The 21,119-nt window shown below is 33.7% G+C and carries 20 protein-coding genes; 7 read left to right on the forward strand and 13 right to left on the reverse strand.

Translation table 11 applies throughout. From position 1 onward, the window contains the following. The first annotated feature begins 13 nt into the window (after nt 1-13). A complete protein-coding gene (locus ACFCYN_RS12185) occupies nt 14-1,204 on the forward strand; it encodes a MalY/PatB family protein (RefSeq protein WP_172447049.1) in 1,191 nt (396 codons plus the stop codon). A 171-nt stretch (nt 1,205-1,375) separates the two neighbouring features. Then, on the forward strand, nt 1,376-2,587 hold the full coding sequence (locus ACFCYN_RS12190; RefSeq protein ID WP_375949527.1) for an MFS transporter: 1,212 nt from the start codon (nt 1,376-1,378) through the stop codon (nt 2,585-2,587). A 229-nt stretch (nt 2,588-2,816) separates the two neighbouring features. Here the strand turns inward: ACFCYN_RS12190 and truA are convergent, their stop codons facing one another. Then, on the reverse strand, nt 2,817-3,560 hold the full coding sequence (gene truA, locus ACFCYN_RS12195) for a tRNA pseudouridine(38-40) synthase TruA (RefSeq protein WP_375949529.1): 744 nt from the start codon (nt 3,558-3,560) through the stop codon (nt 2,817-2,819). A 226-nt stretch (nt 3,561-3,786) separates the two neighbouring features. Here truA and ACFCYN_RS12200 point away from each other — a divergent pair, with 226 nt between their 5' ends. From ACFCYN_RS12200 to ACFCYN_RS12210, 3 genes are all read left to right on the forward strand, one after another. Further along, nucleotides 3,787-4,899, forward strand: a complete 1,113-nt coding sequence (locus ACFCYN_RS12200; RefSeq protein WP_375949531.1) for a PucR family transcriptional regulator — start codon at nt 3,787-3,789, stop codon at nt 4,897-4,899. Nucleotides 4,900-4,985: 86 nt separating this feature from the next. Beyond that, nucleotides 4,986-6,398 (forward strand): glycolate oxidase subunit GlcD, encoded by a 1,413-nt coding sequence (glcD, locus tag ACFCYN_RS12205; RefSeq protein ID WP_172447045.1) that lies wholly within the window; start codon nt 4,986-4,988, stop codon nt 6,396-6,398. After that, entirely contained in the window at nt 6,395-7,729 is a 1,335-nt protein-coding gene (locus ACFCYN_RS12210) for a (Fe-S)-binding protein (protein WP_172447044.1), read from the forward strand. Before glcD ends, ACFCYN_RS12210 begins: the two co-directional genes overlap by 4 nt. Before the next feature lie 401 nt (nt 7,730-8,130). Here the strand turns inward: ACFCYN_RS12210 and ACFCYN_RS12215 are convergent, their stop codons facing one another. Beyond that, complete coding sequence (locus tag ACFCYN_RS12215; RefSeq protein WP_098119311.1) at nt 8,131-8,256, reverse strand: GapA-binding peptide SR1P; 126 nt, start codon at nt 8,254-8,256, stop codon at nt 8,131-8,133. A 356-nt stretch (nt 8,257-8,612) separates the two neighbouring features. Here ACFCYN_RS12215 and ACFCYN_RS12220 point away from each other — a divergent pair, with 356 nt between their 5' ends. Next, nucleotides 8,613-8,813 (forward strand): cold-shock protein, encoded by a 201-nt coding sequence (locus tag ACFCYN_RS12220; RefSeq protein WP_069032402.1) that lies wholly within the window; start codon nt 8,613-8,615, stop codon nt 8,811-8,813. 336 nt (nt 8,814-9,149) lie between these two features. On the opposite strand, the gene ACFCYN_RS12225 is transcribed toward ACFCYN_RS12220, so the two are convergent. The 10 genes from ACFCYN_RS12225 to anmK all read right to left on the reverse strand — a co-directional run bounded on the left by ACFCYN_RS12225 (nt 9,150) and on the right by anmK (nt 18,320). Next, nucleotides 9,150-10,004, reverse strand: coding sequence for a MurR/RpiR family transcriptional regulator (locus ACFCYN_RS12225; protein WP_375949535.1), 855 nt, complete (start codon nt 10,002-10,004; stop codon nt 9,150-9,152). 200 nt (nt 10,005-10,204) lie between these two features. Then, entirely contained in the window at nt 10,205-11,095 is an 891-nt protein-coding gene (gene murQ, locus ACFCYN_RS12230; RefSeq protein ID WP_375949537.1) for an N-acetylmuramic acid 6-phosphate etherase, read from the reverse strand. 109 nt (nt 11,096-11,204) lie between these two features. Continuing rightward, on the reverse strand, nt 11,205-12,107 hold the full coding sequence (locus ACFCYN_RS12235; protein ID WP_375949539.1) for an N-acetylglucosamine kinase: 903 nt from the start codon (nt 12,105-12,107) through the stop codon (nt 11,205-11,207). A 46-nt stretch (nt 12,108-12,153) separates the two neighbouring features. Beyond that, entirely contained in the window at nt 12,154-12,471 is a 318-nt protein-coding gene (locus ACFCYN_RS12240) for a PTS lactose/cellobiose transporter subunit IIA (protein WP_172447040.1), read from the reverse strand. A gap of 37 nt (nt 12,472-12,508) precedes the next feature. Next, on the reverse strand, nt 12,509-13,849 hold the full coding sequence (locus ACFCYN_RS12245; RefSeq protein WP_375949541.1) for a 6-phospho-beta-glucosidase: 1,341 nt from the start codon (nt 13,847-13,849) through the stop codon (nt 12,509-12,511). 30 nt (nt 13,850-13,879) lie between these two features. After that, entirely contained in the window at nt 13,880-14,167 is a 288-nt protein-coding gene (locus ACFCYN_RS12250) for a hypothetical protein (RefSeq protein ID WP_172447038.1), read from the reverse strand. A gap of 80 nt (nt 14,168-14,247) precedes the next feature. Next, on the reverse strand, nt 14,248-15,549 hold the full coding sequence (locus tag ACFCYN_RS12255; protein WP_172447037.1) for a PTS sugar transporter subunit IIC: 1,302 nt from the start codon (nt 15,547-15,549) through the stop codon (nt 14,248-14,250). A 32-nt stretch (nt 15,550-15,581) separates the two neighbouring features. Next, nucleotides 15,582-15,887, reverse strand: coding sequence for a PTS sugar transporter subunit IIB (locus ACFCYN_RS12260; protein ID WP_098119318.1), 306 nt, complete (start codon nt 15,885-15,887; stop codon nt 15,582-15,584). Nucleotides 15,888-16,065: 178 nt separating this feature from the next. Continuing rightward, nucleotides 16,066-17,160, reverse strand: coding sequence for a DUF871 domain-containing protein (locus ACFCYN_RS12265; RefSeq protein WP_375949544.1), 1,095 nt, complete (start codon nt 17,158-17,160; stop codon nt 16,066-16,068). A gap of 11 nt (nt 17,161-17,171) precedes the next feature. Beyond that, nucleotides 17,172-18,320 carry an anhydro-N-acetylmuramic acid kinase AnmK gene (gene anmK, locus ACFCYN_RS12270; RefSeq protein ID WP_172447034.1) on the reverse strand — a complete coding sequence of 383 codons (1,149 nt, stop codon included), beginning with the start codon at nt 18,318-18,320 and terminating at the stop codon, nt 17,172-17,174. Nucleotides 18,321-18,660: 340 nt separating this feature from the next. On the opposite strand from anmK, the gene ACFCYN_RS12275 reads away from it, so the two are divergent. Then, on the forward strand, nt 18,661-19,854 hold the full coding sequence (locus ACFCYN_RS12275) for a M20 metallopeptidase family protein (protein ID WP_216853991.1): 1,194 nt from the start codon (nt 18,661-18,663) through the stop codon (nt 19,852-19,854). 423 nt (nt 19,855-20,277) lie between these two features. Here ACFCYN_RS12275 and ACFCYN_RS12280 read toward each other — a convergent pair whose 3' ends face one another. Further along, nucleotides 20,278-20,973: a helix-turn-helix transcriptional regulator gene (locus ACFCYN_RS12280; protein WP_098119322.1), complete on the reverse strand. Its 696-nt coding sequence runs from the start codon at nt 20,971-20,973 to the stop codon at nt 20,278-20,280. Nucleotides 20,974-21,119 lie beyond the last annotated feature (146 nt).

Raw genomic sequence — 21,119 nt, forward strand, 5'->3', positions numbered from 1 at the left:
GGGGATGTACGAAATGAAATACAAATTTGATCAAATGATTGATCGAACTGGCACTTATTGTACACAGTGGGACTATATTGAAGATCGTTTTGGAGAACCAGATTTGCTCCCCTTCTCGATTTCAGATACAGACTTTCAGTGTCCAGATGAAATAATACAGACATTAGAAACACGAATGAATCACGGCATATTTGGCTATACGCGTTGGAATCATGCTGAATTTAAAGATTCAATTATCGGTTGGTTTCGTAATCGTTTCTCATGTGAAATAAAAGAAGATTGGATCGTTTACAGTCCAAGTGTCATTTATTCGATCTCGAAAGTAATTGAATACTTGACGATTGAAGGTGATCATATCGTGATGCAAACTCCAGCTTATGATGCTTTCTTTAAAGTCATTCAAGATAACAATCGACTCATTTCTGACAATCAATTACTCTACGAAAATGGTAAATACCGAATCGACTTTGATGATTTGGAACAAAAACTATCTCACAAGCGTGCTAAAGTCATGCTATTATGTAGTCCACATAATCCTACAGGTCGGGTTTGGACAAAACATGAATTGAAAGCAATTATTGACTTGTGTAATAAACATAATGTTTTCATTATTTCTGATGAAATTCATATGGATATTGTGCATGAGCCTAATTCTCATATTCCAATCATAAACACTAGCATCAATTTGGAAAAGGTATGTATTTGTACTTCCGCTAGTAAAACATTTAATACGCCTGGATTAGGTGGCTCATATATGATTTTACCTAATGAAACAATGAATAATGAATTTCTCTTATCATTAAAAAATCGAGACGGCCTTTCATCAGCAAGTATTTTTGGGACACTGGCGACAATTAAAGCGTACAATACATGTGGCGACTGGGTTGATGAGTTGGTCGAATATATACATGATAATTTAAAAACGGTAGAAGATTTCATTAATAAAAACCTTCCAAAACTTAAATTTACTATGCCTGAATCAACATACCTGGCATGGATTGATATTTCCCAGCTCCCTTTTTCTACCGAGCAGTTACAGCATGCACTTGTTCATCATGCAAAAGTAGCGATCATGCCTGGAGAAACATACGGTTTGGCCGGAAAGGATTTTATCCGAATGAATATTGGATGCCCAAAATCTAAGATTATTGAAGGATTAAACAGATTAAAAAACGCGATTGATTACTTAGAAAGGAATCAATAGTTTAAATACACCTCTAAAAGTAGCAGATTAGTTAGGCTACTTTTAGAGGTGTTTAAATTTGAAGAAAATGTTTATATTTGTTTATTCAAACGAGTTGTTATTAGTAGACTTCGTAACATATATTCTATTAAATCGATTTATTTATAGAAAATATGTTAGGGAAGTGATCGAATGACGTCTACTAAAGTTTCTAAGCCATTCACAAACTGGTATGTCTTAGTGTCATTTGCTGTACTTGCTGGTATTAGTCAAATGCTTTGGCTAAATTTTGCACCTCTTATCTCTTATTTAAAATCGCATTATGAAGTAACCGAGTCAGACATTAATTGGTTATTAATTGTATTCCCACTAATTTATATACTCCTTTCAATACACTCTGGCAAAGTAATTGATCGACGTGGATATCGTGTTAGCATATTAATAGGTGGATTATTCATGTCAGTTTTTTCTTGTATCAGAATATTTGATTCAAGCTTCTCATTCCTCTTACTTGGTCAAATAGGAATTGCGATTGGCCAACCTTATATTTTAAATGCCATATCAAGTTTAGTCGTTGACTGGTTTCCTAAAACTAAGCAAGCTACCGCAACAGGCATTGGCACCGTAGGGATGTTCATCGGCATGGCAATAGCATTAGCAGTGACTCCCCTTTTTGTCGATTTTTTTGGATTTCAATTAACTTTAGTCATCATGGCAATTCTAACAATACTTGCTACTCTCATCTTCTACTTCATCGGTCATCATAATACAGATTTTAAACAAACGACATCTAGTAGTTTTAGTACTACATTTAAATTACTCAAAACCAAAAACCTTTTACTGTTAAATATTGTTTCCTTTTTAGGATTAGGCGTCTTTAATGGGCTAACTTCCTGGCTTGAACAAATATTAAAACCGTTCGGAATTTCCTCGGAACAAGCTGGAATTGTCGGAGGCTCTCTAATCATTGGGGGCATAATTGGCTCAGTTATTATTCCATTTTTATCAGACAAAGTTGGCAAACGAAAACCATTTTTACTCTTTACGATAATCGGATCCCTCCTTTTAATTTATCCTGTTTGCACTTCAGGAAACTTTACATTTCTACTCGTATTAGGTAGTGTCCTTGGATTCATTTTTTTACCGGCCTTCGCCTTACTATTATCATCTACAGAAGAGCTAGTTGATGAAACTGTATCAGGAGAAGCAACTGGGCTACTTCTAATGGCAGGTAATTTAGGGGCGGTAATTGTAATCGATGCGATGCAGTTCATTAAAGGCGAACAATCTACATGGAATCATTCCGTTTTTTTCATGCTAATTTTATTACTAATCGGATTTTTCCTTATGCTTCTATTTAAAGAAAAAGCATATGATGCTAGAGAAAATAAACTTAAGAACTAAAAAAAGAGCACTGGAATATTATTTCCATGCTCTTTTTTGATGTTAAAAAGGTATTATCTGCTGGCAAAATGATGATTTTAACCAGTACCAGATTTATATCAACGTGAATCAGCAATATATCAACAGAGTTCAGTGAGATATCAACGAGAAACACCATTATATCAACGGAGTTCACAGCTTTATCAATAAAGTTCACATTGTGTTCGTAATACTCTAAGGTGACTCAAGTTTATGACTTAAACTCTATTTTTTCCAAATATAACCCACCAGGATCAGCAAGATTACTTACTTGTGCACGATCCTTTAATTCAATTATTTTTGGTATATTATCAGCATTTAATCTACCAGTACCAACTTCAATTAATGTTCCTACAACTTTTCGAACCATATTGTATAAGAACCCATTACCACTTATTCTTATTTGAATAAATCCGTCTTTCTTTTCAAAATCAATTGAGTAGATTTCACGAACCATTGATTTCTTCTTAGACTTGGCATTTGAAAATGCTGTAAAGTCATGCTCACCTAAAAAGTACTTTGCTGCCATTTTCATTTTTTTAAGATCTAAGTTCTCTTCTACATGCATACTATATTTACGCATAAAAGGATTCGTATATTCTTCATTCCAAATTTTATATACATACGTTTTAGCACTCGTATTATATCTTGAATGAAAACGGTCAGATTCCATCGAAACTTCTTTTATACTAATATCATTTGGTAGATAACGATTTAAATAACTTCTAATTTCTAATTCAGGTATGTTTTCTTTTATTTTAAAATTAGCAACCTGTTCAAAGGCGTGTACACCTGCATCCGTTCGACTGCTACCAATAATTTCAATTTCTCTTCCTACCATTTCTGAAATTACATGTTCAATTTTGCCTTGAATTGTGTTCTCACCATTACCAAGCCTTTGCCAACCTTTATAACGGCCTCCATCGTACTGAATGATTAATTTATAATTGTTCATCACTTACTCCTTTTTATTACTTATATATAGATTATTATACCCTTTCCATTTAGTAACCCTTCACGTTAAAACTAGGATATTACGGGCAAAACTAAGAAAAGACAGGGTTAAATGAATCCTATTTTTCCTGCTCTTACTATTATCACAAACTAAATTGTATAACATATAGTAGAAATAACGAAATTTTTCATTATACTAGTATTAACTATTGTGATTGGAGAAAACCATGGTACTCAATGAGTTAGCTTTAAAAATCATAAATGAAGTTAGGAAACTAATACAAGAGGATATCATTATTATTAATATAGATGGATTCATTATAGCAAGTACGGATCCAACGCGAACTGGTACTTTTCACGAAGGTTCCTTAATTGCAATTAATGAGGGGAAAACTTTTACGATAACTTCCGAAGATGAAAGTCGATTGACTGGTGTAAAGGCTGGTATTAATCTTCCTATTTATTTTCAAAATGAAATAGTTGGAGTGATTGGCATTACAGGAAATCCCGAACATATTTCACCTTTTGGAGAAATGCTTCGTAGAATGACCGAATTATTAATTAGAGAAAATTATTATACAGACCAAATTGATTTACACCAAAGAGCACTTGAAGCATTTGTATTTGATTGGATTCAAGATATCGAGTGGGATGATCCTTTTTATGAACGTTCGACTATGTTAAATATTGATTTAAATTATGCAAGACAGATTGTTATTTTTGAGTGGGAAAATTCAAATATGTTACCAATCGATACTCGCCAACTATTGTTGGATTTAACTAATCGATCTTCAGAGGACGTACTTGTTCGTTGGGGCAATAACCGAATTGTAGTTTTGATGAAAGTTGACGATTTGAATAAAGATACTCTACAACGAGTAAATGACCTTTATGAAATAATTAAAAATCGACTAAACTTCCCAATCGCTGCTGGTGTTGGTCAACAAATCCTTCCAAATCAATTACATAAATCATACCATCAAGCAGTTCGAGCATTGAAGGTCGCATTGAAAACAAGTTCAATTATTTTTGATGTAGACTTAACAATTGATCTAATCTTGCAGGAACTTTCACCAGAAATTAAGAAAACATTTATACAACGGACGATTTCACCGATTTTAAGCGAAGAAGATTTATATAGTACGATCAAAGAATATTTAAACCAAAATCTATCGCTTAAAAATACTGCACAAGCGTTACATATTCATATAAACACACTACTATATCGTCTAAATAAAATTTATGAATTAACGAATTTGAATCCTAAAAATATCCAGGATTTATTCAAACTATATATAGGAACATATCTTTTAGATGATTCTACAAAAAAACACCGATAATTGGTGTTTTTTCTGTATTTTTCTCTATAGTAAATTCGTCTGCTAACTCTTTATACTTGAATTAAGATAATGGGGGGAATTTATTTATGATTACAAAAGACATTGCTCAACGTTTTATAGCAATTGTTGGAAATGAAAATTATGATGATTCAAAAGTTGAGAGACTCGTCTACTCTTACGATGCTACACCTAATTTGCAATCACTTCCGGATGCAGTCATTAGTCCTCGCTCTACTAAAGAAGTATCCGAAATTGTGAAAATTTGTAACGAACACATCATTCCAATTGTACCTAGAGGTTCGGGAACGAATTTATGCGGTGGTACTTGTCCAACTGAGGGCGGAATCGTCATTTTATTTAAACACTTAAACAATATCCTTGAGATTGATGAAGAAAACTTAACGATTACAGTTCAACCAGGTGTAGTGACACTTGATATGATCAATAGAATCGAAGAAAAAGGTTTATTTTATCCGCCAGATCCAAGCTCAATGAAAATTTCTACAATAGGTGGAAATATTAATGAAAATTCAGGTGGCCTGCGTGGATTAAAATATGGCGTAACACGTGATTATGTAATCGCTCTTGAAATCGTATTAGCAAACGGAGACATCATTCGAACTGGTGGGAAACTAGCAAAAGATGTTGCAGGTTATGATTTCACTCGCTTATTTGTTGGCTCTGAAGGAACATTAGGGATTATTACTGAAGCTACATTGAAGCTAATCCCAATGCCAGAAACGAAAAAAACAATGCTTGCATTATATGATAGCTTAGAAGATGCAGCCAAAACTGTTTCTAAAATTATTGCTAATAAAATTATTCCTACTTCACTTGAATTTATGGATCAACCTACTCTAGAAGTAGTTGAAAACTTTGCACAAATTGGCTTACCGACCGATGTAAAAGCTGTATTACTAATTGAACAAGATGGTCCCGAAGAAGTTGTTAACAGAGACATCGAATTAATTAAATCAATCTGTCAGCAAGAAAAATGCGTTTCAGTGAGTGTAGCTAAATCTGAAGAAGAAGCAGTAGCATTACGTACGGCTAGACGCTCTGCTCTTTCAGCTCTTGCACAATTAAGACCGACAACAATTTTAGAGGATGCGACTGTACCTCGTTCTAAAATTGCTGAAATGGTTAATGCAATTAATGAGATTGCTGAAAAACATAATGTAAAAATTTGTACGTTCGGCCATGCGGGCGATGGTAATCTACACCCTACTTGTCCAACTGATGCTCGTAATCATGAAGAAATGGAACGAGTAGAAGAAGCATTTGCAGAGATATTTGAAAAAGCAATTGAACTAGGTGGCACGATTACAGGTGAACACGGAGTTGGAATAGTAAAAGCTCCTTACCTTGAATTAAAGCTTGGCAAAGAAGGCATTAATGCAATGCTTGCTGTCAAATCAGCTTTAGATCCAAATCACATTATGAACCCTGGTAAAGTCTTTGCAAAAGATAGTCGCAAAAGAATGGTGGTGTCAAAATGACAACACTTCAAGAACAACAAGCAATCGGTCAACAATTTAAAGAACGAATGAACGAAGATGAGCTTTTAAACTGTATGCGATGCGGTTTTTGTTTACCAAGCTGTCCAACATATATTGAATCTGGGCAAAAAGAATCGCACTCACCACGTGGGCGTATTGCTTTAATGAAAGCAGTAACGGACGGTTTAATTGAACCAGATGAAGATGTGGAACGTACACTTGAGCTTTGTCTTGGTTGTCGTGCATGTGAGCCTGTTTGTCCTTCTGGTGTAAAATACGGCCATTTACTAGAAGAAGCAAGAGATATTATTGCGCAACACAAAAAGCATTCACTTCCTGCACGAGCAATACGTAAAGTCGTATTTAAAGAACTTTTTCCACACCAAAAGCGTATGAGACTAGCTGTGGGCTTATTAGGATTATATCAACGAACAGGCCTTCAAGTCGTTGCAAGAAAAGCTGGAATCATGAAGTTAATACCAAACAACTTATCTGCTATGGAAAAAGTTTTACCAAAAGTTCCAACTATGAAACAAATGAAATCACGCCCTGATTATCTACCTCCACTAAAAGAAAAAGTTAAAAAGGTAGCATTTTTCTCTGGATGTTTAATGGATACGATGTTCCTAGACACCAACAATGCCACAATGAAGCTTTTACAATTAGCTGGCTGTGAAATTGTCATTCCTAAGAACCAAGCCTGCTGTGGTGCATTGCATGGACATAGCGGTGAAAAGTCGATTGCGAAGGATATGGCTAGGAAAAATATCGAAGCTTTCGAGAATCTTGGAGTAGATTATATCATTACAAATGCAGGTGGCTGTGGTGGTTTCCTAATTGACTACGATCACCTTCTTAAAGATGATCCGATTTGGAAAGATCGAGCGTTTTCATTTAAAAATAAACTAAAAGATATATCAGAAATTCTAGTAGAAGTTGAATTCCATAAAAAAGTGAAATTAAGTTTACCAGAACAAATTATTACGTATCAGGATTCATGTCACTTAAGAAATGTCATGAGAACTGCTTCCGCTCCTAGAACATTATTGAAGTCCATTCAAAATGTTTACTATCACGAAATGAAAGACGCAGACCGTTGCTGCGGTTCTGCCGGTATTTATAATATTGTCGAATCAGAAATGTCGATGCAAATACTAGATTACAAGATGAAGCAAGCAACAAAAACGCAAGCTACGTCAATAGTAACTGCAAATCCTGGATGCTTACTTCAAATGAAGTTAGGTGTCGATCGAGAAAAACAATCAGATCGTGTGGAAGTCGTGCATATCGTTGATATACTTTTAAAAGCAGCTGAATACGAAGTAAAATAAACATGATGAGAAAGCACAAGGAATTTCCTTGTGTTTTTTCGTGTGTTGAAATATAACCCAATCTATATCGAAAATACAAACGCATTGTGAATTTTATTGATAAAGTTGTGAAATTTGTTGATAAAGCGGTGCATTTCGTTGATAAAAGAAGAGTTTTTGTTGATATAACGGTGAAATTTGTTGATAAAATGTGCAGACGTTGTGAATTACGTATGCTAAATGGTCAAAGCGGCCCATTTATAAGTAAAAGTGATGCAATTAATAAATTAATCCGATTCAAAACAGCGTGAGAGGCACCATCCTAGCTTGGAGGTGCCTCTTTCCGTTTAATATTTGGAATAATTGTAGAAAACCGAAAGAATGAAATTAAGTTTGCTGGTTTCCATTTATTAGTATATATATTATTCTGCAGTTGAATTAGTAGCTTCGTTTTTGCAAGTTTCGCAAGTTGAATAGATTTTGACAACTTTTTTATACTCAGTGTACTCAATGGTTTCTTCGCATTCTTTACAGATTAAAATTTGCATTAGAAACACCTCCTAAGCACACTATAACACGTTCGAATCAGCATTTCTCCAGGGACTTTACCCACCCTATGGACATAATTTGTCCATCCTTAAAATTCGTTGATATGACAAGGTTTCCTAGCATAAATAGCTCCAAAAAAATTTTTTAGACATTAAAAAAAATGGAAAATAGAACCGTTTGATATCATGCTCAAAGTTTTATCAAACTCATTCATTTTGCTCTTTTAAAATGGACTTTTAACAAGTCGCTAAAATTAATTAATAAATTATTTTTCAGAGAAATTTGCTTATCTTTAATAAAATTGTTAAAATTTAACTATTACAATGTGCATAAGCAGCACAAGGAGGTTACATTAATGGAACATGGTAAAGTAAAATGGTTTAATGCAGAAAAAGGTTTTGGATTCATCGAGCGTGAAAATGGTGATGATGTATTCGTACACTTCTCAGCAATTCAAACTGATGGTTTCAAATCATTAGATGAAGGACAAGCAGTTACTTTTGAAGTAGAACAAGGTCAACGCGGTCCACAAGCAACTAACGTTAAAAAAGCATAATTAATAAAAGTCAGATTCTCCATAGTAGAATCTGACTTTTTTATGTTTATAAAGAAAACTCGCCGATTGGCGAGCCTTAGGCGAAGACAGAGGGGTAGTTGCACTTATACTTATACCTAAAATTGGCATCTACGTCGACTGACCTTCACCACCTTCCAATTTATATTTTCTTAATGTGCAAAATCAAAAAACCCTTATTCCAAAATAGAATAAGGGCTATCTAACGTGGATCCTGGTAAAGAAATGGTTTAACGTATTATATCTCAAATAAATTGAGGATACAAATATTTTAAAATTTCCGTCAGCATTATCGATCTTTCATTACTTTTATCATCTTTATTTTTTTAATGATGAAATAGCCGTCCTTGTTTGGTCAATATACTGAATTGTTTGATCGTATTCCTGTGTCGCAACAGCAATAAATAAAATATCAATTACGTGTAGTTGAGCCATCCTTGAAGACGTTGCTCCACTTCGAAATGTCGCTTCTCGGTGTGGAGAATTGAATAACTTTATATCTGATAGGTTCGAAACTGAATTAGAACCAAAACCAGTAATACTAATTGTATTTACACCATTTTCCTTAGCTATTTGAAGAGCTTTTTGAACTTCCCATGTTTCGCCGGAAAACGATATTCCAACTAATACGTCATTTTCTTCGTGGTTTGCTATTTGTACAGCTAACGAATGTAAATCAGTAAATGCAGATGTATATTTCTTAATACGTAAAAACTTTTGCTGGGCGTCTAATGCAACTACCATTGATCCTCCGACACCAAAGAAGTAAATATTTCTAGCTTTTGTTAGAGCTTGTACAGCTTCTTCTAAATCACTAACATTAATAATATCGCTAGTATCTTTAATAGCTTGAATATTATTATTCATCATTTTTTTTACGATGGATGCAGTTGATTCTCCTGAATTAATATCTCTTGAACCTGTCTCAGTTGTCGTGATAATATCACCTGCAATGCGTAGCTTTAGCTCCTGAAACCCTTTTAGGCCTAGTGAACGACATAATCTAATAATGGCTGAATTACTTGTTTGACTTTTTTCTGCAAGCTCAAAAACTGTATATTGAATTGATTTTTCTGGATTTTCGATAATATATTTGGCTGCTCTTCTTTCAGATGGAGGAAGTTTATATAGCATTTCTTTTAACATGATTAAACCGCCGTTTAATGCATTCATTTAATCTACTCAACTCTCTTTGTATTTATATAAAATTAAGAATTATGAAAATTTTAAACCGAAAAATATTGTATTCCACTCTTTTTCGCATGAATACAATCTAAACAAATTATAAATTATATAGTATAAAAATTGAATACAATTTTGCCACGAAAAGAAAAGCGACAAGCTAGTAAGCGATTTACTAGTTGCCGCTCTACTTAATTTTTCACTACATTGCTAATGAAACCACTAGCTTTTTTCAAACTCTTAATGGCTTCTTCATAATTCATTCCTGTTAAAATCATGACGATTGCTATCTTCGTTTGATTATGTGCTTTCACTAAATAATGACTTGCTGTTTCATAATCACATCCAGTTGCTTCTACAATTATTCTTTTCGCTCGATCTACTAGTTTAATATTCGTCAATTGCAAGTCTACCATTAGGTTTTTATATACTTTTCCGATACCGATCATTGAAGCAGTTGAAATCATATTACAAATTAATTTTTGAGATGTCCCCGCTTTTAATCGAGTAGAGCCAGTTAATACTTCTGGACCGTTATCTACTTCAATTTTATGTATCGCAACCTCTCCAATTTTCGATTCTTTATTGCATGCTATAGCGACGGTTTTTGCTCCAATCTCGTTAGCATATTTTAAAGCACCTATTACATAAGGCGTTCTACCAGATGCAGCAATACCGATAACGATATCATTTTTAGTAAGTGATATACTTTGAAGGTCCTCTTTGCCAAGCTCCTCGCTATCTTCAGCACCTTCAACTGCTTTAATAAATGCTCTTTCTCCCCCTGCAATTAAGCCAACTACTTCACTAGGATCAGTTCCAAATGTAGGTGGGCACTCTACTGCATCTAAAAGTCCAATTCTTCCACTTGTACCAGCACCTGTATAGATTAAACGGCCTCCATTTCGAAATGCTTCAACGACTAGCTGAACTACTTTCGAAATCATCGGGATCTCATCTTTAACTGCCAATGCTACTTTTTGATCTTCTTCATTCATTATCTTTAAAAATTCATCAACACTTAACTCATCTAGTTTACTTGTACGCTCATTTCTAATTTCAGTTGTTAAATCCTCTAACACAATACCACCCCTTAAGTTCAGGAATAAAAGGGCAGGGGTTAAGGATGAAGGAAAGGATATTCTATTAAATGCATTTCCAGTTCTCCCTGCACTTAAACTATTCCTGCTTTTAATAATTATTTAATTCTTTCATCGCTAGAAGATATCCTCCAAACGTCGAGGAAACATCTTCTGTATAGAATAGTATTGTTGGATATTGCTCATGAATTGTTTGAATAAACGTTTTCTGAACAACTGGTATTCTTTGAAGAATACTTCCTTTAATAGCAACTCGAAGCTCTTCTCGAAGGCTTAATTTTTTTATCGCATGGATTGTCGTTTTTCCAAGATGTTGACCAGCTCTTTCTAGTACTGTTAAGGCCATTAGATCACCCAAATTCGCCATTTCAACAATGAATGGAACATGAGATGCAATCTCAGCTTTTATATTATGATAAATATATTTTTTGAGTCCATCAGCTTCTTTTAGCTGTAATCTTTCTAGCATTTTTAAAGATAAATAACTTAACGGTATGCCTTCATCAAATTCTTGCGTAATTTTTTTAAAAACTTCCATACAAATCCAATAACCGCTTCCTTCATCTCCAAGTAGATGTCCCCATCCACCCGCTGTAATTGTATGTTCTTTATGCATTCCAATACAAATTGACCCAGTACCGGCAATTGTCAATACACCGCTTTGCCCATTAAGCATTGCCGCATGGGCAATTTGCGCGTCGTTTACAATTTTAAAAGGAATCTGAAAGGCATCATTTAATGCTTTTTCTAAAGGACTTCGATCTTTAACTCCACCAATTCCAGCAATTCCTATAAATAGAAATAGACAATTTTCCTTTGATAAAGTGCCTAAACATTTTTCAATCGCTTCTATAATGTGATTAATTCCATCTTTTTCATTAATTAGTAGATTACTAAAACCAGAGTAACCTTGGCTAATAACATTGCCTTCTAAATCATAAGCAACTGCTTCTGACTTAGTTCCTCCACCGTCAAGACTAATTATATATTTCACCAGGCTGTCCCCCACCATCTCTATCTATACTCTATCTATATAACTATTATTTTTCAGCTAATTTTTTATGCAAGCGAATGATGTGCTCGATTAACTTTTGCTCGCTCATTGCTGTCATTAAATGATCCTGTGCATGGATCATCAGTAAAGATTTTTCGCATGGTTGACCGTTTAATTCAGCTTGTATTAAAGTCGTTTGTGTTTTATGTGCATGACCGATTTCTTCGTGGGACTCTTCAATTAAACGATCGGCCGTTTCAAAATCATTTTTTTCCGCAGCTTCTAATGCTTCATAAGCTAGTGATCTTGCATTTCCACCGTGTGATATAATTTCAAAAATTTCTTGTTCGTTAGTCATATTCATCTTCATGATCCCCTTAGTTATTTATTTATTTTAATCGTTATTGAACTACCAATTTATCTTTAAAGAATAATGGTAAGTACTCTTTATGAGCATCTAATAATGTGTCTAAAACGTCCTTTGCAGCTTCATCACTTGGTACTAAAGGATTAATTGTTAAAGCTAGTAAAGCCAACTCATAAGATCCAGTAACGGCTGCTTTTGCCCCAACTCGTTCGAATGATTTAATCTGCTGAACTAAACCATTTATTTGAGGTGGTAATTCACCGACTGAAATTGGAATTGGACCTTGCTTTGTAACAATACAATTTACTTCTACAGCTGACTCATTTGGAATCCCTTGTATTGAACCATTGTTTTGAACGTTTAATACTTGGATATCCTTTTTGTCATTATATATAGAAGTAATTAAGCTACAAGCAGCATCACTATAATATGCTCCACCTCGTTTTTCAAGCTGTGGCGGTTTAATTGCTAAGTTTTCATCTTTATATAATTCAAATAAGTCATCTTCCAATTTCTTAACAACTTCTGCTCTAGTAGTACCAGTTTTGAATGATTCTAATTCTTCATCTAATATATGTTTAGTTTTGTAATAGTATCGATGGTATGGACAAGGAAGGACTCCTAATGACATAAGAAATTCTTTTTGCCATGGTAATGGTGCGATATTTTTCATCGTCATTTGTATAGCTGGATCTGCCAATAGCTCTAAAACACGCTTTGTCACTTCTTTTCCATCAACATAAACATGTAGTCCGTAAACCATATGATTTAATCCAGCAAAATCGATATGTACACGACTTTTGTCCACTTCTAATAAATTAGCAATTGTCATCGTCATATTAATTGGTACATTACAAACACCGATTACTTTTTTATGATTGCTATAACGAAGCAAAGCCTCTGTCACCATGCCAGCCGGATTTGTAAAGTTAATCAACCAAGCTTCTGGGCATAGTTGCTGCATTTCTTTTGCAATCTCAAGTAAGATAGGAATTGTTCTTAAGCCTTTAAATAAACCACCTGCACCATTCGTTTCTTGACCAATCATACCGAGTTGAAGCGGAATACGTTCATCTTTAATTCTTGCTTCTAATAATCCTACACGCATTTGGGTCGTTACAAAGTCAGCATCCTTTAAAGCTAATTTTCGATCAAGAGTCAAATGAATTTCCATTGGAACTCCTGCTTCTTTTACCATTCGTTTAGCCAAATTACCGACAATTTCTAGCTTTTCTTTACCTGCTTCTATATCAACTAACCAAAGCTCACTAACAGGTAGTTCATTATATCTTTTTATAAATCCTTCAACTAATTCTGGAGTATAACTTGAGCCTCCACCTATTGTTACGATTTTAATTCCGCTTTTTTTATTCATTTTGAATACACCTTCATTTCATATTTTTTCTTATGAATTGAAAACAACAATATAGCAAGTCACGGTGCAGAAAACTAATAATATAAAAAATAAGATTGAAGCTTGTTTCTTATTCTTAAACTTACCTTCAATAAATACAATCACGCTTGTAAGTCCTACACTCAGACCTATGCTATTCGTAATAAATACTGCAAGATCTTTGCTCGTTCCAATAAATAGTAGAACTGGATTAAAGATAAGATTAAACGCAAGAATAAATATAAAAAATACAAAAGCACCTTTATAACTAAAAAAATGAAGATTCTTTGTAGTGTTCATGTTAAGCTTCCTTTCTTGCTTATTTAGTAATAAATAAAGGAAGCTGGAATCTATGATCCCAAACTCCCTTTACTATGAATTTATACAGACATTTTTACATCTTTATCGATTTCGATTGTAGCCGATTCTTGTGCTAACAATTTTTTATCGTACATTTTAAAGAATGGTAAATAGATTACAACAGATATAGTCAAATTGATTACTACTAGAATAATAGCTCTCCAATCTCCACCTGTTGATAAATATGCACCTATTGGAGCAGGCAAAGTCCATGGAACCGTTACGTAAGTTGGATTAACTAATCCAGCTGCAGTTGCTAGATAAGCAACCGTAGCACCAATTATTGGAACGATCATAAATGGAATAATTAGTACAGGATTTAATACAATTGGCATACCGAAAATGACTGGCTCATTAATGTTAAAAATACTCGGGATAATAGTAGTTCTTCCAAGAGCTTTTGAGTAACTAGATTTCCCTGCAATTAACATAGCAATTACTAGACCTAGTGTTGCACCTGAACCACCAATCCAAATAAACCATTGGAAGAAAGTTTCAGGGGCAATATGTGGTAATTGACTACCAACTTTCCCAGCTGCAACTGCTGCAGAGTTATTAGCTATATAAACTTCCCAAACGGGACGTGCAACTGCACCTACTACCGATACCCCATGGATACCAAATGCCCAGAAAAATGTAATTAAGAATACGGGTACTAATACACCTGGTAGTGAATCACCAGCGCTAATTAGCGGAGCAACAGCTTTGTCTACAAGAGAATGTGTATCAACTTTAAATACAACTGTAATTAAAGTCATTACTGTTAAAACAACTGTTACAGGTATAAGTGCTTCAAAAGAACGCGCTACAGAACTTGGCACTGAAGCAGGCATTTTAATTGTAATATTTTTGGTTTTACAAAAACGTAATACTTCAACTGCAAAGATCGATGTAATCATACCAACGAAAAGTCCATGACCACCCATGTTAGCCATCGGTAACACAAAACCTACTTTATCAATCATTTGAACCCCAGTTGTAAATAAAAACGCGGAGCCAGCTAATAATGCACCAGAAAGTGGATCTAGTTTATAACTTTGAGATAAGCTATACCCGATTCCAAAGGTAATATAAACGGTCATCATGTACATTGTAAGTCGGTACGGAATTAAAATGTCCGCCGCATGTTTTGCTGCCCATACCCCAACTGCAGAATCTGCAGGAACTGGTGGAAAGGCAATAATTAAGAATAAACTTCCAAAAATGATAAATGGCAACGCTGAGACTACTCCATCACGAATCGCGCGTAAATGCTTCTGTTCAGATAGTTTTGCCATTGGTGTTGATAGATTGTTTTCCAAAAATGCAATAAACTTATCCATTTATTCTTCTCCCTTTTTATTAAATTACTAAACTATTTAACTAATTCTTGAACTAGTTTTAATAAAGTTGCCCCTCCAAGTGGACTATATGCTTGAGGTGGAATTACTGCACAAGGTACATTCGCCTCATCAGATGAAGCTTTAAATCCATCAAAACGGTGTCTAACTTGTGGTGCAACCATCGCTACATCCCAACCATTCTTAACTTCTTCAGCAAACTCTTGCGTTCCTACTGCTAAAACATCTAGACTTAATCCGTTCTTTTCTCCCTCTTTTTTTAAAGCGTTTACAACAATTGCACTAGACATTCCGCCTGCACATACAAATAATACTTTCATAGTTATATCCTCCTAATTTAATTTCGATAAAATAAAAGATTCAAAAAATTGAAATCGTTTTCTATGAGGCTATTATATTCCTACCAAAAATAAATTTCAATATTTTCCGAAAAAAATTGAAATAAAATTTCAAAAAGACGTAAAAAAAAATTTCACACCTTTTTGAAATACTGATTATTTAGTTTTCTTTAAACTGAAATTTACTCCATGGATGCAAGAAATCTAGTAGGAAAATTTCTTCTTCGACAATGCGTCCGACTACATTTGTTTTCCCTGAATTCTCCATATCCTGTAGTGCTATTTGCAATTCACCTTTATACTGACCATATAATTCATTTTCGATTAAAATATCTCCTCTACGAATCTGTGGTGTATAAGTTGGTTTAAATTCCTCGTCTCTGTATTTAACACGAGATTGCGTTGAACGAATTAGGTAATCTGATACGTCCCCTCGATAAAAATGAAATTCATCTAAAACAATCTTTTTTTCTAAATCTGTAATTGAATCATGTAGATCAATCGTTAAAGTAAATAAATCTTTGCCGTTATTGTTAAGTTCTGCAAGCTGTTTGAATTCTTCTTCAGACGCGTATGCATTTGCAATAATGACGTCATCAATTAAGTCTGAGTAAAATAAATGCTTTGCTTGGGTTACAACCGATAAATTACGATGCATTTCTAAAGAACAAAGACCTTCTGATACTGGCCATGGACCATATGTTGCAGCTTGTGAATTAATAAATGCAGCTGTGCGAATTCCATGCTTTTTAAATTCTTCACTACATTTTACAAAATGTGAATAGCTTAAACCTGCGTAACGATGTGGATAAAAATTGTGAGATCCGATTAAATTTGACTGGTTAGGTTTATAAGCTAATATATTCTCTAAATATTTTGTAGCATTGCTCATATTAATTTCGATTTTTAACCCGTAAGGATTATAAGTCATAATGGACTCTTCATTCCCAGTAAATCCCATATCGAGTCTAATACCGTAAGCACCTAACTCAGCAAAAAATGATAGATCATTGTATGAAATATTTAAAGTACCAAATACTCGGGGTGCAATGTCAACAAGCACTTCCATCTCTAAACTATTTGCATAATCAATTATTTCTTTGAACTCTTTGATAATTTGTTCCTTGTCACCGTTTACTGATAATAAACAAGTAAAAATTCGTTTAAAACCATATTGATGAGCTAATTTAATATAAGCCTTATCTTTTTCAACAGTTGAGTGTTCTGGATAGATTGAGATACCCAATTTTTTCACGATTCATCCTCCTAATATGGTTTAGGTGTAATATTTCCTAAAATAACTAATCGATTTGCCTTTGTTGCCCCAGGAACATTACTTGGTAAACCATTTAATGTTTCATTTGCTAAAATAGCAAAGGCAATTGCCTCTTTTGCATCTGAAGAAAAGCCAATATCCTCTTGGACTAATACTTTTGAATGTTCACCTAATAACTCTTGAAGCATGTGTAATAGCGTTTTATTATGACTACCACCACCACCAACAATGACTTCATCAATTGGATGATCCGGTAAAATAAACTTTTTGTAGTTTTCAGCAATTGATTTTGCTGTAAACATCGTCATTGTAGTAATGAAATCAATCGGTGAAACATCACTAAATTCTACTAAAATTTCATCAACAAACTGTGTACCAAATAACTCTCTGCCTGTGGTTTTAGGTATTGGTGCTAATATATAAGGGATACTCATACATCTTTCTAGTAATCTCTCATTTACATTCCCCTTAGCAGCCAATTCACCACTAGCATCAAATGGCACATTAAAATAACGCTTACAAATTTCATCAATAATCATATTACCTGGGCCTGTATCAAAGGCTACTAAATCATCAATCGTAGCATTCTTTGGAATGATCGTTACATTACCGATTCCACCAATATTTTGTAATAAGCGTGTCTTCGTTTTACTCCTATAAAGTAACAACTCTGAATGTGGTACTAAAGGTGCTCCATATCCACCAGCTGCCATATCCATCACTCGAAAATTAGAAACAACCTTCGTATTCGTTTCATAGGCAATTACTGCTGATTCACCTAACTGCAATGTAGACTGTACAAAATTTGCTTCTACTTCAGGCTGATGATAAATCGTTTGACCATGTGATCCAATAAAATCTAGCTTATTTAGTGGAAATTGATTTTTACTACAAATTTGTTTCACTGCATCTGCAAAAGCATAGCCAAGTTTAAAATTCAAACTACACAAATGCTGGGCATTTGAAGAAACAAGTGTAATCGCATCTTCAATCTCTTTTAATAAAGCTTCCTCTAGAGGAAGCGTCATAAAATCAATCAATTTAACCTCTGTATCAGATCCATATCCAGTGATCTCTACTAAGGCTGAATCGATTCCATCTAAAGATGTACCTGACATTAATCCAACTGCATATACCAATTCTCTCACTCCTTTACTTTTTTATACCTAATACCTTAAAACAGAATTTCAATTTTGTAAAAGAAAAGGATGAAAGTTTATTTTCCAGGAACATCGAGAAACTTGTTCTACAAAATGAATTTTTACTCATTTCACCTTATCCACAAATAATAAATATACTTAAATTTTTTATAGATGTTAACTTCTAAATACCCAATGAGTACAATATCAAAATAGTAAAAAACACCTTATCTAATTACAAAATAGTAAAAAGGTATTGTATGAAGGGTAGAATAATTATACAATTTATTACATAAACAAACAAAAAGGTATGAGTTCAGTTCAAAAGGAGAATCTTAAGATGAATCAATTAGAAACACATATAGACGCATTAGTAGACAAATATTTTTCAAGACTATTAGAAATACGTAGACATTTGCATATGTATCCTGAATTAAGTAATCAAGAGTTCCAAACAACGATTTTTATTAATCAAGAATTAGACAAGGCTAACATCAAAAAATTATCTTTAAATAGTAAAACTGGAGCATGTGCTGAAATAACTGGTCTTGAAGGACCGATTGTTGCACTCCGAGCAGATATTGACGCATTACCAATTCAAGAGGAAGCTAATTTACCATTTCGTTCCGTTATTGATGGAGTCGCTCATATGTGTGGGCATGATGTTCACACTACAATTGCACTAGGAGTTGGATTCATTTTACAGGAATTAAAACATCTACTTCCTGGTACCGTTCGAATAATTTTTCAACCTGCCGAAGAGGCAGAAGGTGGTGCAGAGAAAATGATTGCTGAAGGATTGCTTAATGATGTAAAAGCAATTGTTGGACTTCACAATATGCCTGATCTTCCAGTTGGTACAATCGGAATAAAAGAAGGCTTCCTAATGGCAAGTGTAGATGATTTTTCAATTAAGATTAAAGGTAAAGGCGGTCATGCAGCACTTCCAGAAAAAGCAATTGATCCGATCGTAATTGGTAGCGCGGTTGTCAACCTTCTACAAACACTAGTTAGCCGAACAATTTCACCAAAAGAATCAGCTGTCATTACAGTTGGGGCATTCCAGGCTGGAAATACAAATAATGTAATTCCCGAATTTGCAATTTTAAAAGGTACCGTTCGAACTTCAAATGAATCAGTTCGAAAGCAAATTCAAACAAGCTTTCAAACATTAGTTCAAAACCTTGTTCATTCACTTGGAGGAGAAGTAGAAATCGATTATGACATCTTACTCCCTACCGTCTTCAACCATTCAAAAGTAACAAAAGTAGTACGTGAAGCAGCAATTACAACAGTCGGAACTGACAATGTTGTGACGGCAGAATCAACAATGGGCGGAGAAGATTTTTCATTTTATCAACAAGAAGTACCCGGCTGCTTTTTATGGCTAGGCTCTGGGAATCAAGAAAAGGGTATAACTTACGGATGGCATCACCCAAAATTTATGGTTGATGAAGAAGCAATAAAAGTTGGTGTAAAACTAATGACCCATGCTGCTTTTGAGCTATTAGCGGATTCAACTATTTCTAACTAATAACAAATAAGTGAAAACCTTTGTTTTGTCAAAGTTTTCTCTTTTTTTGTTTTATACTATATTCGTTTAATCATTAATATAATTAACTTGCATAACTAACAGGGGGGAATAGATGCCAGATTTTGTACAAACTGCTACCTACGAGCACTCATTTTGGTTGCATGTTTTAAGAGATCATTCTTAATTTATTTTAGACGCTTTGCCATCTAAACAAGAGGAAGAAATTAAAATTGCAAAGTCATTTTACTTAATTTTTAATGAATTGTTTTCTAGTGTAAATAACAGCGCAAATATTAACGAATATCCAACTATTAAGCTTTACTTACTATCTCAATTTTTATTTAGCCTACTCCAAAACTAAAGCACTCTATTAAACACGCATTCATTAATGTTGTCTACGTGTTTAATAAAGTGCTATTTTAGTTAATTTACTTCCTGCTTAATAGAGATCCAATTATTCTTTATCACTTTAATTACTGCATTTAAACGATCTTGAACATCTAATTTCATTAAGATATTAGCAACGTGATTTTTAACAGTCTTATTTGAAATAAATAATTCTTTTCCAATTTGGATATTAGAAAATCCTTTTACTAAAAGGTGCAATATTTCGAATTCTCTATTTGTAAGTAATTCTTTAATATATTTGTCATCAGGTGGCATAAAATGGATAGAATTCTCTTTAAGGAATCTATATTCTTTTATTAATTCATTTGTAAAACGATTGTCTACCATGAATTGTCCACCTTGAACTTGCTTAACAGTATTTACTAAATACGCTTCGTCAACGTCCGTTAAACAAATCCCCTTCACTCCTACGTTTAGTAAACGATCTATTTCGTAAAAGTCTAAAGTATTTTTTATCGTTATTATTTTAGTAGAATCATCATGTAACATAATTCTTTTCGCTTCTTTTACCATTTCTTCGCCTGAAACCTGCGTTATAAGAACAGAATTACTAACTTCTTGAATTAGTACATTTTCTTCTATATTAAATTTAATTGCGTTTATTTGATTGAATTCTAATATAGTACGAATACCCGCCACGAAAAGCGAATTTTCAACAAAAATAACAGTATTATTATTTATCGGATGATTAGTTACTAATTTTGCTAACACTACTACCACCTCCGAATACCTAATTTTTTTATAGTAACATTAGTTATTGTACATATTTGAATTGATTTAATAAATTTAATATTTTTGAAATTAAAGTTAAGCTCTTCTTAAACAAAGAATTATTACATTATGATTAAGTATTACTT

This window comes from Gottfriedia sp. NPDC056225 (genome assembly GCF_042267765.1).
In the GTDB taxonomy this organism is placed as follows: domain Bacteria; phylum Bacillota; class Bacilli; order Bacillales; family Bacillaceae_G; genus Gottfriedia.